Annotated in this window: 13 protein-coding genes and 1 pseudogene; 9 read left to right on the top strand and 5 right to left on the bottom strand. The window is 71.9% G+C overall.

Annotated elements, in window-relative coordinates; genetic code table 11:
- Positions 1 to 92: 92 nt before the first annotated feature.
- The 4 genes from phnE (J2S22_RS24065) to phnD all read right to left on the bottom strand — a co-directional run bounded on the left by phnE (J2S22_RS24065) (position 93) and on the right by phnD (position 3,920).
- Positions 93 to 911: a phosphonate ABC transporter, permease protein PhnE gene (phnE, locus tag J2S22_RS24065; RefSeq protein ID WP_272778671.1), complete on the bottom strand. Its 819-nt coding sequence runs from the start codon at positions 909 to 911 to the stop codon at positions 93 to 95.
- Between the two features lie 157 nt (positions 912 to 1,068).
- The gene (phnE, locus tag J2S22_RS24060) at positions 1,069 to 1,884 is read right to left on the bottom strand and encodes a phosphonate ABC transporter, permease protein PhnE (RefSeq protein ID WP_272778672.1); all 816 of its coding nucleotides are present in this window, start codon (positions 1,882 to 1,884) and stop codon (positions 1,069 to 1,071) included.
- Positions 1,881 to 2,717, bottom strand: coding sequence for a phosphonate ABC transporter ATP-binding protein (gene phnC, locus J2S22_RS24055; RefSeq protein ID WP_272778673.1), 837 nt, complete (start codon positions 2,715 to 2,717; stop codon positions 1,881 to 1,883). The genes phnE (J2S22_RS24060) and phnC overlap by 4 nt, the downstream gene beginning before the upstream one ends.
- Positions 2,718 to 2,960: 243 nt before the next feature.
- A complete protein-coding gene (gene phnD, locus J2S22_RS24050) occupies positions 2,961 to 3,920 on the bottom strand; it encodes a phosphate/phosphite/phosphonate ABC transporter substrate-binding protein (RefSeq protein WP_272778674.1) in 960 nt (319 codons plus the stop codon).
- 363 nt (positions 3,921 to 4,283) lie between these two features.
- On the opposite strand from phnD, the gene J2S22_RS24045 reads away from it, so the two are divergent.
- The 6 genes and pseudogenes from J2S22_RS24045 to J2S22_RS24020 all read left to right on the top strand — a co-directional run.
- The gene (locus tag J2S22_RS24045) at positions 4,284 to 5,903 is read left to right on the top strand and encodes an ABC transporter substrate-binding protein (protein WP_272778675.1); all 1,620 of its coding nucleotides are present in this window, start codon (positions 4,284 to 4,286) and stop codon (positions 5,901 to 5,903) included.
- A gap of 191 nt (positions 5,904 to 6,094) precedes the next feature.
- Positions 6,095 to 7,108 (top strand): ABC transporter permease, encoded by a 1,014-nt coding sequence (locus tag J2S22_RS24040; RefSeq protein WP_272778676.1) that lies wholly within the window; start codon positions 6,095 to 6,097, stop codon positions 7,106 to 7,108.
- A gap of 154 nt (positions 7,109 to 7,262) precedes the next feature.
- Positions 7,263 to 8,117, top strand: coding sequence for an ABC transporter permease (locus J2S22_RS24035; RefSeq protein WP_272778677.1), 855 nt, complete (start codon positions 7,263 to 7,265; stop codon positions 8,115 to 8,117).
- Between the two features lie 151 nt (positions 8,118 to 8,268).
- Complete coding sequence (locus J2S22_RS24030) at positions 8,269 to 9,240, top strand: ABC transporter ATP-binding protein (protein ID WP_272778678.1); 972 nt, start codon at positions 8,269 to 8,271, stop codon at positions 9,238 to 9,240.
- Entirely contained in the window at positions 9,237 to 10,313 is a 1,077-nt protein-coding gene (locus tag J2S22_RS24025) for an oligopeptide/dipeptide ABC transporter ATP-binding protein (protein WP_272778679.1), read from the top strand. Before J2S22_RS24030 ends, J2S22_RS24025 begins: the two co-directional genes overlap by 4 nt.
- Positions 10,310 to 10,957, top strand: a pseudogene (locus J2S22_RS24020) (GntR family transcriptional regulator); the annotation flags it as partial. The gene J2S22_RS24025 and the pseudogene J2S22_RS24020, both read left to right, overlap by 4 nt.
- Positions 10,958 to 11,113: 156 nt before the next feature.
- On the opposite strand, the gene atzF reads toward J2S22_RS24020, so the two are convergent.
- A complete protein-coding gene (atzF, locus tag J2S22_RS24015) occupies positions 11,114 to 12,907 on the bottom strand; it encodes an allophanate hydrolase (RefSeq protein WP_272778680.1) in 1,794 nt (597 codons plus the stop codon).
- Positions 12,908 to 13,285: 378 nt separating this feature from the next.
- Between atzF and J2S22_RS24010 the strand changes: the two genes are divergently transcribed.
- Genes J2S22_RS24010 through J2S22_RS24000 form a run of 3 tightly spaced genes read left to right on the top strand, consistent with a single transcriptional unit; the run spans position 13,286 to position 16,306 of the window.
- A complete protein-coding gene (locus J2S22_RS24010) occupies positions 13,286 to 14,419 on the top strand; it encodes an ABC transporter permease (RefSeq protein WP_370878250.1) in 1,134 nt (377 codons plus the stop codon).
- Positions 14,416 to 15,270 (top strand): ABC transporter ATP-binding protein, encoded by an 855-nt coding sequence (locus tag J2S22_RS24005; protein ID WP_307155882.1) that lies wholly within the window; start codon positions 14,416 to 14,418, stop codon positions 15,268 to 15,270. The genes J2S22_RS24010 and J2S22_RS24005 overlap by 4 nt, the downstream gene beginning before the upstream one ends.
- Positions 15,260 to 16,306 (top strand): HlyD family secretion protein, encoded by a 1,047-nt coding sequence (locus J2S22_RS24000; RefSeq protein ID WP_272778682.1) that lies wholly within the window; start codon positions 15,260 to 15,262, stop codon positions 16,304 to 16,306. Before J2S22_RS24005 ends, J2S22_RS24000 begins: the two co-directional genes overlap by 11 nt.
- Positions 16,307 to 16,335 lie beyond the last annotated feature (29 nt).

The following is a 16,335-nucleotide window of genomic DNA, read 5'->3' as shown; positions in this document are numbered from 1 at the left end:
GCACGCGAACCCGGAATCCAGCCCCGATCACCGAATACGCCGCTGGATTCCGGGTTCGCACCTCCGGTGCGCCCCGGAATGACCCGTCGGCCTCAGATGATCGCGTGCCGCACCTTGGCCGACACCCACTCGCTGACCAGCACGGTGGCGAGGATCACGAGCAGGATCAGGCTCACCTGCGACCAGGCGAGCGTGTTGAGCGAGGCCTCCAGCGACAGGCCGATGCCGCCGGCGCCGACCAGGCCGACGACGGCGGACTCGCGGATGTTGATGTCCCAGCGGAACACCGTGATGCCGGCGAAGGCCGGCATCACCTGCGGGACGATGCCGTAGTCCATCACCTGAAGCGCGGAGGCGCCGGTCGCCTGCATGGCCTCGACGGGCGCCGGGTCGATCTCCTCGATCGCCTCGTAGATCAGCTTGCCCATGAAGCCGACCGAGCGCAGCGCGATGGCGACGATGCCGGCGAGCACCCCGGGGCCCAGCACGGTGACCAGCAGCAGCGCCCAGATCAGCGAGTTGATCGAGCGCGACGCGACGATGATCAGCAGCGCCAGCGGCCGCACCAGGGTCGCGCTCGGGGTCGTGTTGCGGGCCGCCAGCACGGCGACCGGCACGGCGATCGGCAGCGCCAGCAGGGTGCCGAGCGTGGCGATCGCCAGCGTGTCCCACAGCGGCCGCAGCAGCTCGCCCGCATAGGACCAGCGCGGCGGCAGCATGCGCGTGCCGATGTCGGCGGCCTGGCCCGGCGCGTCCCAGACGAAGGCCCAGATGGTGTCGCGCGTCATCTCGTTCCACGCGGCGACGACGAGCGCGACCAGCATCAGCCACGCGAACCAGGCGAGAAGCGCGCGCCGGCGCGTCGTGCGCCGCCACACCGGCGTGCCGTCGGCCGCGGAGCTCACCGGCATGGCGTCACGATCATGCGATTGCGCGAGTCGTCATTCCGGGGCGGCGCGCAGCGCCGAACCCGGAATCCAGCGACGCGCTCGGAGTCCCTGGGTGGATTCCGGGTTCGCGCCTGCGGCGCGCCCCGGAATGACGGGAGTCGAGAGGAGCTCACCGGCATCACTGGATCCTCCTGCGCACCAGGCCGGACCCGTATTCGGCCGCCATCACGACGGCGATGATCAGGATGAGAATCGCCGCGGCGCTGCCGTACTCGTAGCGGTCGAGCGCGGTGTTGAGCGTCGCCCCGATGCCGCCGGCCCCGACGATGCCGACCACGGCGGACTCGCGGAAATTGATGTCGAGCCGATAGAGCGACAGGCCGATCAGCCGCGGCATCACCTGCGGCCGCACCGCCCAGTCGACGAGCTGCAGCCACGAGCCGCCGGTCGCCCGGATCGCCTCGACCGGCCCGGGATCGATGTCCTCGATGTCCTCGGCCAGCAGCTTGGCGATGAAGCCGATGGTCGCGACCGTCAGCGTGAGAAACCCGGCGAACGGCCCGAAGCCGACCATCGCGACGAACAGGATGGCGACGATCACCTCGTGGAAGGTGCGCGACAGCGCGACGACGGCCCGGCAGACCAGATAGACGGGCAGCGGCGCGAGGTTGCGGGCGGCCCCGATGCCGACCGGAATGGCGAGCAGGATGCCGGCGACCGTCGACGTCACCGTCATGGTGAGGCTCTCGCGCATGCCCTGGACGATGTCGCCCCAGCGGCTGGAGAAGTCGGGCGTCATGAATCCGGCGAGAAGCCGGGCGCCACGCTGGAGGCCTTCGGCGAGCCGCGCCCAGTTGACCTCCACGGAGCCGACCGCGACGACGAGATACAGCACGGCGCCGCCGTAGAGGACCCACCGCAGCCATGCCCGCGCGACGAAGGGCGGGCGCCGCCAGCGATCCGGATACGAGGTCGCGACCGCCACGGCGCTCACTCGGCGGCGGCCCGGAGAAGCCGCGGCGCGGGGGCGGGTGCGGCAGGCGCGGCATCGTCCGGCTCGCCGTCGGCCGAGCGCGCCGTGCGGGTCCAGTCCTCCTCGCCGTAGATGCGGGTGAGCACCGTCGCGTCGAGGCCGGCCGAGGGCCCGTCGTAGACGACCTCGCCGGCCTTCAGGCCGACGATGCGGCCGAGGAACATCTGGGCGAGCGCCACGTCGTGGATGTTGACGACCGCGGCGAGCCGGCGCTCGGCGCACACCTCACCGATCAGCCGCATGATCTGCCGCGACGTCTTGGGATCGAGGCTCGCGGTCGGCTCGTCGATCAGCAGCAGGTCGGGGTCCTGCAGCAGCGCGCGGGCGATGCCGACGCGCTGGCGCTGGCCGCCGGAGAGCGCGTCGGCGCGCTTGTCGACGTGATCGAGCAGCCCGACCCGGTCGAGCGTGGCGAAGGCGTTGCGCACGTCCTCGGGCGGGAAGCGGCGCGTCAGGCTGCGCCAGAACGGCACCGCGCCGAGCCGCCCGGCCAGCACGTTCTCCATCACGGTGAGCCGCTCGACCAGCGCGAACTCCTGGAAGATCATCCCCATGCGGCGGCGCAGCCGGCGCAGCGCGCGGCGCGACGCGCCCGTCACCTCGTCGTCGCCGAGGAAGATGCGGCCGGCGGTCGGCTCGACCAGCCGGTTCACGCAGCGGATCAGGGTGGACTTGCCGGCGCCCGACGGGCCGATCAGGCCGATCACCTCGCCGGCCGGGACCACGAGATCGACGCCGCGGAGGGCGGCGTCGCCGGTGCGGTACTGTTTTTGCAGCCCCTCGATCCGCAGCATGCGGGATCAACCCTCGCCCGTGTCGGTTCTTCGCGCTCGTTCACCGACTCTGCCCTCATGGTGAGGAGCGCTCCAAAGGGGCGCGTCTCGAACACACAAGTCGGCCACAGCCGCCTTGTGCACCCATGAATGCCGAAGTCGGGCAGGCCCGACTTCGGTGGCCGCCCTCGCCCTTGGAGACGCCCGCCAGGCGGGCTCCTCAGGGCGAGGGCGTAGACAGCGTCGTCGGACTGCGCACAGGTATCAGCCCTTGCAATCGTAGGAGACGCCCATCGCCTTGTCGATGTCGCGGACCACCTCCCAGTGCTGCTTGTAGGTGATCGGGATGAACTTCTCCTGCGGCGGCTCGGTCGACTGGAACTCCTTCAGGAGGTCGCTGCCGGTCCAGTCGAACGAGAAGAACGCCTCCTTTACCTTGGCGGCGAGCTCGGGCTTCAGGTTGTAGACCATGCCGTAGCCGGTGGTCGGGAAGGTCTGCGACTTGTAGATCGAGACGAGCTGGTCCTTCTTCACCACGTTGCGGGCCAGCATGCGCAGCATCACCGAGTTGGCGACGGCGGCGACCGGATAGTCCTTGTTGGCGACACCGATCACCGAGTTGTCGTGCTTGCCGGAGAACACCGGCTCGTAGTCCTTGCCGGGCTCCAGCCCGAACTTCTCGCGCAGCAGCGCGGACGGGGCCTTGTAGCCGGAGTTCGAGGTCTGCGACGTGAAGGCCATCTTCTTGCCGCGGATCTCCTCCGGCTTGGTCACGCCCGAGCCCGGATAGGTGATGATCTCCATCTCGTAGCCGTACTCGCCCTTGGTCGAGGCCATCATGGCGAAGGGCACGAAGCCGGAGCAGTTGACGGCGATCGGGTTCGAGCCGGTGTTGAAGCCGGCCACGTGCAGCCGGCCGGCCCGCATCGCCTCGAGCTGGGCGGCGTTGGACTGGACCGGGAAGAACTGCACCTTCTTGCCCGTCACCTTCTCCATGTGGCGCAGGAAGCCGTCCCACACCTTGGCGTAGACGGCGGGGTCCTCGACCGGCGTGTAGGCGAAGATCAAGGTCGCCGGGTCGACCCACTGCTTCGGGTCGGCCGGCGTGTCGGCGACGAGGTCGCCGTCGGCGTCGGTGTAGCGGGCGTCGAGGGCGCCGGCGGCCAGCGGCTGCAGGGCGAGGACGAGGGCGCCGAACAGGGCGCCGAAGCGGCGAGCGCGCATCGCGAAGTCTCCTTGTGCCGGCCCGGCCGGCCGGCGGCCTCGGGGTCGGAACGCGAGGACCCAGCCGCAGCCGGTTGCCGGATCGTCCGCCTAGGCCGTGCGCGTGACACCCCTGTGACACCGCCCGCGGGCGGTCGCCGGACCACTGCTCCTGCTTAATATTTCGTCAGAACCGTCCCGATTGTATGCAAGGCTTGAGGCACGGCTCGCGCCCGGCGAGCCCGGAGACGGCCGCGGCCCGCAGCAGTTCCCCGCTGTCGATCAAGGGGTTGGCCGGCGCGCGGCGGCGCCGCCGGCGACTTGGCACGCCGCTTGCGGGACTTTCGCCGCCCGAGCCCCCGCCCTGCCATTCGGAGAACGAGAATGAAGCGTCGTGACGTCCTCAAGTCGATGACGGCCCTGGCGGCCGGCAGCATGTTCCCGGCCCCGGCGATCTGGTCCGAGGCCAAGGCCCAGGCCCGCAACGAGACGCTGCTGCTGGTCTCCGAGAGCGGGCCGAACAACCTGGACATCCACGGCGTCGGCACCAACCGCCCCGGCTACGAGGTGGCGTGGAACTGCTACGACCGGCTGATCTCGCACGGCACCAAGACGCTGGAGAACGGCGTCGCCTCCTACGACCGCGACAAGTACACGCCGGAGCTCGCCGAGGACTGGACCGTCACCGACACCGCGGCGACCTTCAAGCTGCGCAAGGACGCGACCTTCCACGACGGCGCGCCGGTGACGGCCAAGGACGTGAAGTGGTCGTTCGACCGCGCCGTCACGGTCGGCGGCTTCCCGACCTTCCAGATGAAGGCGGGCTCGCTGGAGAAGCCCGAGCAGTTCGTCGTCGTCGACGACCACACCTTCCGGGTCGACTTCATCCGCAAGGACAAGCTGACGATCCCGGACATCGCCGTGATCGTGCCGTCGATCTTCAACTCCGAGCTGATGAAGAAGCACGCCACCGAAAAGGACCCGTGGGCGATGGACTACGCCAAGGCCAACACGGCCGGCGGCGGCGCCTACAAGGTGGCGAAGTGGACGCCCGGCACCGAGGTGATCTACGAGCGCAACGAGACCTGGAAGGGCGGCCCGCTGCCCAAGATCAAGCGCATCGTGTGGCGCATGGTGCCGTCCGCCGGCAACCGGCGCGCGCTGATCGAGCGCGGCGACGCCGACATCTCCTTCGACCTGCCCAACAAGGACTTCGTCGAGCTGAACCAGGCCGGCAAGGTGGCCGTTGTTTCGAGCCCGATCGGCAACGGCATCCAGTACATCGGCATGAACGTGACCAAGCCGCCCTTCGACAAGCTCGAGGTGCGTCAGGCGGTCGCCTACGCGATCCCCTATCAGAAGATCATGGACGCGGTGATGTTCGGCCTCGCCAAGCCGATGTTCGGCGCGCCCCAGGGCGCCGCCCTCTCGACCGCCTGGCCGCAGCCGCACGGCTATGTCACCGATCTCGCCAAGGCCAAGGCGCTGCTCGCCAAGGCCGGCCTGCCGAACGGCTTCGAGACGACGCTGTCCTTCGACCTCGGCTTCGCCGCCGTCAACGAGCCGCTGTGCGTGCTGGTGCAGGAGAGCCTCGCCCAGATCGGCATCAAGGCGACCATCAACAAGGTGCCGGGCTCGAGCTGGCGCGCCGAGATGACCAAGAAGGAGATGCCGCTGATCTCCAACTTCTTCTCGGGCTGGCTCGACTATCCCGAGTACTTCTTCTTCTGGTGCTATCACGGCCAGAACTCGCTGTTCAACACGATGAGCTACCAGAACAAGGAGATGGACGCGCTGATCGACGCCGCCCGCAAGGCGGCCGCCGAAGGCGACACCGCCGCCTACGACAAGGACGTGAAGGGCTTCGTCGGCAAGGCCTTCGCCGACGTGCCGCGCGTCCCGCTGTTCCAGCCCTATCTGAACGCGGCGATGCAGAAGAACGTCTCCGGCTATCGCTACTGGTTCCACCGCCAGCTCGACTACCGCACGCTCTCGAAGGCATGAGCGAGAGGCACGGCGCGCCCGCACGATGGGCGCGCTCCCTCTCCCCGCCTGCGGGGAGAGGGGTGGGGTGAGGGGGCGCCTCCGTATCCATGAGAGGCGCCCTCACCCGACATCCGCGCTGAACGCGCGAATGTCGACCTCTCCCCGCACGCGGAGAGAGGTGAGACCGGCGTCACGCAGCGGAGTGCACCATGCCGACCCTGATCCTCAAGCGCCTCGTGATGACGATCCCGAGCCTGATCGGGGTCGTCATCGTGACGTTCCTGCTCACCCGCGCGCTGCCCGGCGATCCGGCCGCCTATTTCGCCGGCCCGGCCGCCAGCACGGAAGCGATCGAGCAGATCCGAAAATCGCTCGGGCTCGACCAGCCGCTGCCCGTCCAGTTCGTCGACTATGTCCAGGCGCTGGTCCGCGGCGACCTCGGCACCTCGCTGACCACCGGCCAGCCGGTGGCGGCCGAGATCGCGGCGCGCCTGCCGGCCTCGGCCGAGCTCACCCTGCTCGGCCTCCTCGTGTCGATGGCGATCGCCGTGCCGCTCGGCATCCTGGCCGCGACCCGGCCCGGCTCGATGATCGACCACGCCTGCCGGATCGTCACCACGGCGGGCGTGTCGCTGCCGGTGTTCTTCACCGGCCTGATCCTGGTCTACGTCTTCTACTACCTGCTCGGCTGGGCGCCGGCGCCGCTCGGTCGGCTGGGCATCTTCGACAGCCCGCCGCCGACCATCACGGGCTTCTATCTGATCGACAGCCTTCTCGCCGGTGACGGAACGACCTTCATGGCGAGCCTGAAGCAGCTCGCGCTGCCGGCCCTCACGCTCGGCATCTTCGCGCTCGCGCCGATCGCCCGCATGACCCGCGCCTCGATGCTGGCCGTGCTCTCCTCGGACTTCGTGCGCACCGCGCGGGCCTGCGGCCTCGCCTCCTACACGGTGGTCGTCACCTACGCGTTCCGCAACGCCATGCTGCCGGTGATCACCACGCTCGGCATGGTGTTCTCCTTTCTGCTCGGCGCCAACGTGCTGGTCGAGAAGGTGTTCGCCTGGCCCGGCATCGGCTCCTTCGCGGTCGAGGCGCTGATCGCCTCCGACTTCGCACCCGTCCAGGGCTTCGTCCTCACCATGGCGGTGCTCTACGTCGCCCTCAATCTCGCGATCGACCTCCTCTACGGCCTGATCGACCCCCGCGCGAGGATGGACGCATGAGGCGCAGCGCGATGTCCCGTGTCGACGTGAAACCAGCCCCGGTCTCCGCTCATTCCCGCGTAAGCGGGACTCCAGAGCCACGGACGATGGTGTTCGTAGCCCCTGGGTCCCCGCTTTCGCGGGGACGAGCGGAGCGTGGCTCGGAGGCCGCGTCATGACCGCCCTCGTCGCCACCATGCGTCATGCGCGCTACGTCGTCTCCGAGAACCCGGTCACCGGGCTGTCCTTCGGACTGTTCCTGCTGATCGTGCTCGCCGCCCTGTTCGGGCCGTTCCTGGTGCCGCACGATCCGCTCGCCTCCAACACGACGATGGCGCTACAGCCGCCCTCGGCGCAGTTCTGGTTCGGCACCGATCAGCTCGGCCGCGACATCTTCTCGCGCGTGGTCGTCGCGACGCGGCTCGACTTCGGCATCGCGGTCGCCTCGGTCGTGCTGGTCTTCTGCATGGGCGGGCTCGCCGGCGTCGCCGCCGGCTTCTTCGGCGGCTGGACCGACCGCATCGTCGGCCGCATCGCCGACACGATCATGGCGTTCCCGCTGTTCGTGCTCGCGATGGGGATCGTCGCGGCGCTCGGCAACACGGTGCAGAACATCGTCATCGCCACCGCGATCGTGAACTTTCCGCTCTACGCCCGCGTCGCCCGGGCCGAGGCGAACGTCCGCCGCGAGGCCGGCTTCGTCGAGGCCGCGCGGCTCTCCGGCAACGGCGAGTGGCGCATCCTGGTCTTCCAGATCCTGCCCAACGTGATTCCGATTCTCGTGGTGCAGATGTCGCTCACCATGGGTTACGCCATCCTCAACGCCGCCGGCCTCTCCTTCATCGGGCTTGGCGTGCGACCGCCGACGCCCGAATGGGGCATCATGGTCGCCGAGGGCGCCGCCTTCATCGTCTCGGGCGAGTGGTGGATCGCCTTCTTCCCCGGCCTCGCGCTGATGATCGCCGTGTTCTGCTTCAACCTGCTCGGCGACGGCCTGCGCGACATCGTCGACCCGCGGAGGCGGACATGAGGATCATCCAGAACTCCGCTCATTCCCACGCAAGCGGGAATCCAGGGCCACGGGCGACGACACCTGACGCCCCTGGGTCCCCGCTTTCGCGGGGACGATCGGAGAAGAGGGCGCCGGCCATGACGGGCCAGAGCCCAGCCCGGAGCCGCCCATGACCGCCGTCCCGGCCCTCGTGGTGGAAGACCTCGCGGTCGAGTTCCGCACCCGCTCCGGCACGGTGCGGGCGCTGGAGCGGGTCAGCTTCGCGGTGCCCAAGGGCGAGACGCTGGCGATCGTCGGCGAGTCGGGCTCCGGCAAGTCGGTGACGGCCTATGCCGTGATGGGAATTCTCGATCCGGCCGGCAGGATCACGTCGGGCCGCGCCATGCTGGGCGGCCTCGATCTCCTCGCCGCGAGCGCCGACCAGGTGGCCGCGGTGCGCGGGCGCGAGATCGCCATGATCTTCCAGAACCCGCGCACGGCGCTCAACCCGATCCGCACCGTCGGCCAGCAGATCGCCGACGTGCTGATCCGCCACGCCAACGTGCCGCGCCGCGAGGCACCCGGCCGGGCCGTGGAGCTTCTGCGCGACGTCGGCATCACGGATCCGGCGCGTCGCGCCAAGGCCTATCCGTTTGAGATGTCGGGCGGCATGTGCCAGCGCGTGATGATCGCCATCGCGCTCGCCGCGAAGCCCTCGGTGCTGATCGCCGACGAGCCGACCACCGGCCTCGACGTGACCACCCAGGCCGTGATCATGGACCTGATCGGCGACCTCGCCCGCGACATCGGCATGGCGACGATCTTCATCACCCACGATCTCGCGCTCGCGGCGCAGCGGGCCGACCGCATCGTCGTGATGCATGCCGGCCACGTGGTCGAGAACGCGACGACTGCCGAGCTGTTCGCCCGGCCGCGCCATCCCTACACGGCCGAGCTGATCGCCGCGACGCCCGACGCCGCCGCCAGCCTTGCCGCGCTCGCCTCGATCCCGGGATCGCTGCCGGACCTGCGCCGGCTCGATCTGCCGCCCTGCCGCTACGCCGAGCGCTGTCCGCGCCGCCTCGGCGACTGCGACGCGGCGCTGCCGGCCGCCCCGGCGATCCCCGAGCATGTCGTCGCCTGCTGGAACCCGCTGTCATGACCGCGACCCTCGACCCGACGACTGCCGCCACCGTCCACGCCGCCCCGCCGGCGGAGACGCCACTGCTCGACGTCGCCGAGCTGAGGAAGCGCTTCCCGGTGAGCGGCACCATCGGCCCGCTCGGCCGGCTGCGCCGCCGCATGAAGGGCGGCCCCGTGCACCTGCCGCACGTCCACGCCGTCGACGACGTGAGCTTCACGATCGGCAAGGGCGAGACGGTCGGGCTCGTCGGCGAGTCGGGCTGCGGCAAGTCCACGCTGGTGCGGGTGCTCACCCGCCTGCTCGATCCCTCCGGCGGCATCGTCCGGCTCGGCGGGCGCGAGCTGTCGCTCACCCCGGCGAAGCGCTTCGCGAAGGATCCCGATCGCGGCCGCATCCAGATGGTGTTCCAGGACGCCGGCGAGAGCATCAATCCGCGCTTCACGGCCTTCGCGGCGATCGCCGATCCGCTGCGCCGGCTGCGCGGCCTGCGCGGCGCGGCGCTGACCGCGCGGGTCGAGCGCGCCGCCGACCAGTGCGGGCTGCCGCGCGCCCTGCTGACCCGCTTCCCGCATCAGCTCTCCGGCGGCCAGCGCGCCCGGGTCGGCATCGCCCGCGCCGTCGCGGTCGAGCCCGACCTCCTGGTGCTCGACGAGCCGACCGCGGCGCTCGACGTCTCGGTGCAGGTGGTGATCCTGCAACTGCTCGAGCGGCTCAAGGCCGAGCTCGGCATGAGCTATCTGTTCGTGTCGCACGACCTCGGCGTGGTGCGACTGATCTGCGACCGCGTGCTGGTGATGTATCTCGGCAGGATCGTCGAGCAGGGCCCGGCCCGCGCCGTGTTCGCCAACCCGCTGCATCCCTACACGCGCGCGCTGGTCGACGCGGCGCCCAGCCTGCACGACCGCGGCGCCGGCCGCATCCGCCTGCAGGGCGAGCCGCGCAGCCCGATCGACCCGGATCCGAACGTGTGCCGCTTCTACGGCCGCTGCCCGAAGGGCACCGACCGCTGCCGTACCGAGATGCCGGCCCTGCGCCGCTTCGGCGTCCGCGACGTCGCCTGCCATTTCGCCGAGGAGACCGCCGCCCGATGAGCAACACCGCGACCGGGCGGCGGACGCTCGCCGAGGAGCTGCGGCTGCAGCTCGCCGACGAGATCGTGCGCGGCACCCTGGTGCCCGGCACGGCGCTCGACGAGAGCGAGCTGGCACGCCGCTTCAAGGTGTCGCGCACGCCGGTGCGCGAGGCGATCCGCCAGCTCGCGGCGAGCGGGCTCGTCGAGTCGCGGCCGCACCGCGGCGCCGTGGTGGCGCGGCCTAGCGACGCCCAGGTGGTCGGCATGTTCGAGGTGATGGCCGAGCTCGAGGCGCTGTGCGCCGGGCTCGCCGCCGAGCGCATGACCGGCGCCGAGCGGCGCGACCTCGAGGGCGTGCACGAGGAGCTGCGGGCCCTCGTCCAGCTCGGCGACCCGCAGCGCTTCCACGAGGCGAACGAGGCCTTTCACGGCGCCATCTATGCCGGCGCCCACAACCTCTATCTGACCGAGATCACGCTGGCGACGCGGGCGCGGCTGCAGCCGTTCCGCCGCGCCCAGTTCCGCAATCTCGGCCGGCTGGCGAAGTCGCATCGCGAGCACGAGCGCGTCGTCCAGGCGATCGTGCGGGGCGACCGCTATGGCGCCGTCGGCGCCATGCAGGCCCACATCATGACGGTGTGCGAGGAGTACGGCGTCTATGCCGACACCCGCGGCGCCCTCACGCCGGAACCGCCCGCTTCTGGTCATTCCGGACCGCGCGCGACGGCGCGCGGATCCGGACTCCAGCGGCAGGCTCCGGACTCGCCGGTGGTGTCCGGGTTCGCGGCGTTGCCGCGCCCCGGAACGACGGAGAGCTGATCAGCTCGTCTTCCCCAGGAAGGCGCGCCATCCGCCTGCCGCCGTGATGTCACGGGCGCCGGCGACCGCCTCGGCCTCGACCAGGAAGCACTTCACCACGCGGCCGTCGGCGAGCGTCGCGTTGCCGATCGACAGCGGCGACGGCACGGCGGCGACGAAGCGGCCGAAGCTCTCCGCCGTCAGGGCCCACAGCTCGACCTCGATCGGGCCGCCGCTGCCGGCCGCCACCCGCAGCAGGCCGGGCTTCGGCGGCGTCGTGCCGGGCAGCGCGAACAGCCGATAGTCGGCCGCGGTCCGCGTCGTCTCCAGATAACGGCCGCCGAGGCCGGTCAGCTCGTGATTGAGCGGCAGGCCGGTGAGATGGGCGCCGACCGCGGCGAGCACGAACTCGCCCTCGGCCGCGGTGGCCGGCAGCGGACGCAGCTCGGGCTGCGGCACGCCGAGTGCGCCGAGCGGCAGGCCGGTCCTGGCGTGCAGCACGCGGCCGAACGAGGCGAGCGCGGCGTCGCGGCCGGCCGGGGCGAGCAGCGTGACGCCGAACGGCGTGCCGTCCTCGGCGATCGCCGCCGGCACGGCGAGGCCGGCCATGTCGAGCAGGTTCACGAAGTTCGTGTAGGTGCCGAGATTGCTGTTGAGCCGGATCGGCTCGGCCTCCAGCTCGGCCACCGTGTAGGCGGCCGGCGCGGTCGGCACCATCAGCATGTCGAGACGGCCGAGCGTCTCGCGCGCCTGCACCCGCAGCGCCTGCAGCTTGTAGAAGGCCTGGAAGGCGTCCACGGCAGTCGGCCGGCTGCCGGAGAGGACGATCTCGTTGGTGACCGGATGCACGGCGTCGGGATGACGGGCCATGAACTCGCCGACGGCGGCGAACCGCTCGGCCACCCACGGGCCGTCGTAGAGCAGCCGCGCCGTCGCGTAGAACGGCGCCATGTCGACGTCGACGAGGGTGGCGCCGAGCGCGGCGGCGATCTCCAGGGCGTGCAGATAAGCCGTCTCGGCGCGCGCGTCGCCGAAGAAGACCCGGTCGGCATGGCGCGGCACGCCGATGCGCAGCCCGGCCGCCAGCGGCCCCGGCCGCGACGGCGGAAAGGCGCGCGAGAAGGCGTCGGCCGCATCGACGCCCGCCATGGCGGCGAGCGCCAGATGGGCGTCGTCGGTGGTCAGCGCGAACACCGAGATGGTGTCGAGCGAGCGGCAGGCCGGCACGACGCCGGTCGCCGGGACGAGGCCGAGGCTCGGCTTCAGCCCGACGATGTTGTTGAGGCCGGCCGGCACCCGGCCCGATCCGGCCGTGTCGGTGCCGAGCGCCAGCGGCACGATGCCGGCGGCGACCGCGACGGCCGAGCCCGAAGACGAGCCTCCCGGCACCAGCGCCGCATCGTGCGGGTTGCGCGGCGTCCCGTAGGGCGAGCGCACGCCGACCAGTCCGGTGGCGAACTGATCCAGGTTGGTCTTGCCGATCACGATCGCGCCGGCGGCGCGCAGCCGCGCCACCGCGGTGGCGTCGCGCTGCGGCGTGTAGGCGAAGGCCGGGCAGGCCGCCGTGGTCGGCAGGCCGGCGACGTCGATGTTGTCCTTGACGGCGACCGGCACGCCGAAGAGCGGCTTGTCGGCGCCGCCCGCCGCGGCGAGGGCCCGCGCCTCGGCGATCGCCTCCGCCTCGTCGCGCACCGTGATGAACAGCGCCGGATCGTCGTAGGCGCGCAGCCGCGCATAGGCGCGGGCGACCGTCTCGGCCGGGTCCGCCCGCCCGGCCCTGTGCGCGTTCACGATGTCGGCGACCGTCTCCGTCACGGGATCCCCCTCGCATGCTGCCGGGATGGCACCAAGTGGTTTGTTGTGCATTATTTTCCTGCAAGTGCAATGCCGGCGTGGCCGCCTGCGCGGCAGGGCTGCGGCGGCGCGCGCGGATCGTCGCAGCGACACCGCGACCGGCTTCATCCGGCCCATTTCGGGCGCCACACTGCCGCCTCACGGGTGGCGCCCGCCGGCTGTCGCGCGGGCGGAGGATCGGGGAACGGAATGCGGCCGGGCTGGATCGAGCGGATCGACATGCGCCTGCGCACCGCCGCCGGCCCGGCGCTGCGCAGCGGCGCGGCCTCCGCGCTGTCGCGGCTCGGCGACGCCGCCGACGCGCTGCACGAGCACCTCGCGCGGGCCCGCAAGCGCGGCCTGCCGCTGATCGTGCTGCTCGCCTGGCGCAACCTGTTCCACGATCGGGTGCGGCTCGTCACCACGGTCATCGGCATCGTCTTCTCGGTGATCCTGGTGACCGTCCAGATCGGGCTCTATCTCGGCTTCGAGCGCATGGTGACGACCATGATCGACCATGCCGACGCCGACCTGTGGATCGTCCCGAAGGGCACCCGGAACTTCGAGGACCCGTCGCTGCTCGACGACCGCCAGCGGTTCCGGGCGCTCTCCATCGCCGGGGTCGCCGACGTGGCGCCGCTGGTGCTCGGCTTCGCCGAATGGCGGCGGCCGGACGGCGGCGCGACGCCGGTGTTCGTCGTCGGCTCCGATCCGCGCGGCGGCGGCCTCGGTCCGTGGAACGTGGTCGAGGGCCGCGTCGACGCGCTGGCGACGCCGTTCTCGGTCGCGGTCGACCGCTCCTATTTCGGTCGGCTCGGCGTGCGGGGGCTCGGCGACGCCGGCGAGCTGCGCGACCAGAAGGCCCGCATCGTCGCGGTCACGTCGGGCATCCGCTCGTTCACCACCACGCCCTACGTGTTCGCCGCGTACGACCGCGCCCGCGCCTACATGAACACGCCGGCCGACCGCGCCACCTACTTTCTGGTGCGGCTCCGGCCGGACGCCGACGCGACCGCGGTGCGCGATCGCATCCAGGGCAACATCGCCGACGCCGAGGTGCTGACCCGCGCCGAGTTCCGCGAGCGCAGCCGGTCGTTCTGGCTGTTCGGCACCGGCGCCGGCGCGGCGCTGTTCGGCGGCGCCCTGCTCGGCATCGTGGTCGGCACCGTGATCGTCGCGCAGACGCTCTATTCCAGCACCAAGGACCACATCGCCGAGTTCGCCACGCTGCGCGCCATCGGCTCGTCGACCCGCTACATCGTCGAGGTGATCCTGTGGCAGGCGCTGCTCAGCGCCGTGGTCGGCTTCCTGCTCGCCACCGCGGCCGGCGTGGTGATCGTCGTGCTCACCGCCGACTCCGCCCTGCCCGTGGTGATGACGCCGGGGCTGGTGCTCGGCCTGCTGGTGCTCACCGTCGTGATGTGCGCCGTCTCGGCGGTCGCCGCGATCCGCGAGGTGGTGCGCATCGATCCCGCCACGGTGCTGAGCCGATGACCGCCGCGACCACCCCGATCGTCGAGGCCGTGGACGTCGAGAAGACGCTCGGCGAGGGCGCCGGCCGCGTGCAGGCGCTGCGCGGCGTGTCGCTCGCCCTGAAGGGCGGCGAGCTGACGCTGCTGATGGGGCCGTCGGGCAGCGGCAAGACGACGCTGCTGTCGATCCTCGGCGGCATGCTGACGCCGACCCGCGGCACCGTGCGGCTCGCCGGCGAGACCACGACCGGCGCCGGCCCCGAGACGCTGGCGCGGCTGCGCCGCACCCATGTCGGATTCGTGTTCCAGTCCTATCACCTGTTCCCGACCCTGACCGCGATCGAGAACGTCCGGCTGGTGCTCGACGTGCGCGGCGAGCACGGCGAGGACGCGCCCGAGCGCGCCGCGGCGGCGCTCGCCACCGTCGGCCTGGCGCACAAGCACCATGCGTTCCCGCGCGAGCTGTCGGGCGGCGAGCAGCAGCGCGTCGCCATCGCCCGCGCCGTGGTCGGACGCACCGCGGCGCTGTTCGCCGACGAGCCGACCGCCTCGCTCGACGGCGACAACGGCCGCGCCATCATGACGGTGCTGGCCGACATCGCGAAGGATCCGCGCCGCGCCGTCCTGGTCGTCACCCACGATCCGCGCACGCTGCCCTTCGCCGACCGCATCGTCCGCATCGAGGACGGCCGCATCGTCGCCGAGGAGGCGGGTGCGCACGCCGGGCCCGCTCCGCGCGAGCCCGCGCCGAACGAGTCGGCGTCCCCCAAGTCCGTGTCCCCCAAGTCCGTGTCCCCAGAGTCCGTGTCCCCAGAGTCCGTGTCCCCAGAGTCCGCGTCCCCAGAGTCCCAGGGTTCCCCGCATGCGCCGTGACCTGATCCCGCTCGCCCTCGCCGCGTCGCTCGTCCCGGCGCTCGTCCTGCCGCTCGCCGCCCCGGCGGCGGCGCAACGCGCCGAGGAGGGCGATCGCGACGCCCGCAAGCAGTGGGCGGCGGTGGCGCTCGGCCGGGTCGAGCCGCGCTCGCGCGAGATCCGGCTCGGCGCCGCGGCGCCCGGCCGCATCGTCGAGGTGCTGGCGAAGCCGAACGACACGGTGTTCGCCGGCGAGCTGCTGGTGCGGCTCGACGACGCCGAGGCGCGCGCCCGCGTGGTGGCGGCCGAGGCGCAGGCCGGCGCGCGCGAGCGGGCCCGCGACGACCAGTCGGCACCGCGCGGCTCCGGCGACCGCCGCCGGGCCGAGGACGCGGTGGCCGACGCCGAACGCGCCCTGATCGCGGCGCGGGACGCGCTCGACGGCGCCGTGCTGGTGCGCCGCCGCGGCGACGGCGCCGAGAGCATGATCGCGCCGGCGCGCGAGCGCTTCGCCACGGCGCAGGACCGGCTGGTCAAGGCTCAGGCCGATCTCGCCCGCCTGCGCGCCGACGAGGACACGCCGCTGCCGAACCGCACCGAGGCCGAATGGCTGGCCGGCCGGGCCGAGCTCGTGATCGCCGACGCGGCGCTGGAGAAGACCCGCATCCGGGCCCCCATCGACGGCACCGTGCTGCAGGTGGCGGCGCGGCCCGGCGAGCTCGCGCCGCCCGGCGGCGAGCCGCCGCTGATCGTGCTCGGCGATCTCTCCGCCCTGCGGGTGCGGGCCGAGCTCGACGAGCGCGACATCGGCCAGGTGAAGGTCGGCCAGGCCGTGACGGTGCGGGCTGCCGCCTTCCAGGGGCGCGACTTCGCCGGCACCGTGGCGTCGATCGCCCAGACGGTCGGCCCCGGCGGCATGGCGGCGCGCGGCCCGCGCCGCCAGTCCGACATCGACGTGCTGGAGGTGACCATCGACCTCGCCGACCCCGGCCCGCTGAAGCCGGGCATGCAGGTCGACGCCTATTTCCGCCGCGAGGCCGGCACCGCGGCCCGGTGAGCCGACGCGCCGCGCCCGGACCGACCGAC

Source organism: Rhodoplanes tepidamans, from assembly GCF_030813915.1.
Taxonomy (GTDB): Bacteria; Pseudomonadota; Alphaproteobacteria; order Rhizobiales; family Xanthobacteraceae; genus Rhodoplanes; species Rhodoplanes tepidamans.
Note: the sequence above shows the minus strand (reverse complement) of the source record. Positions and strands in the feature narration are given on the sequence as shown.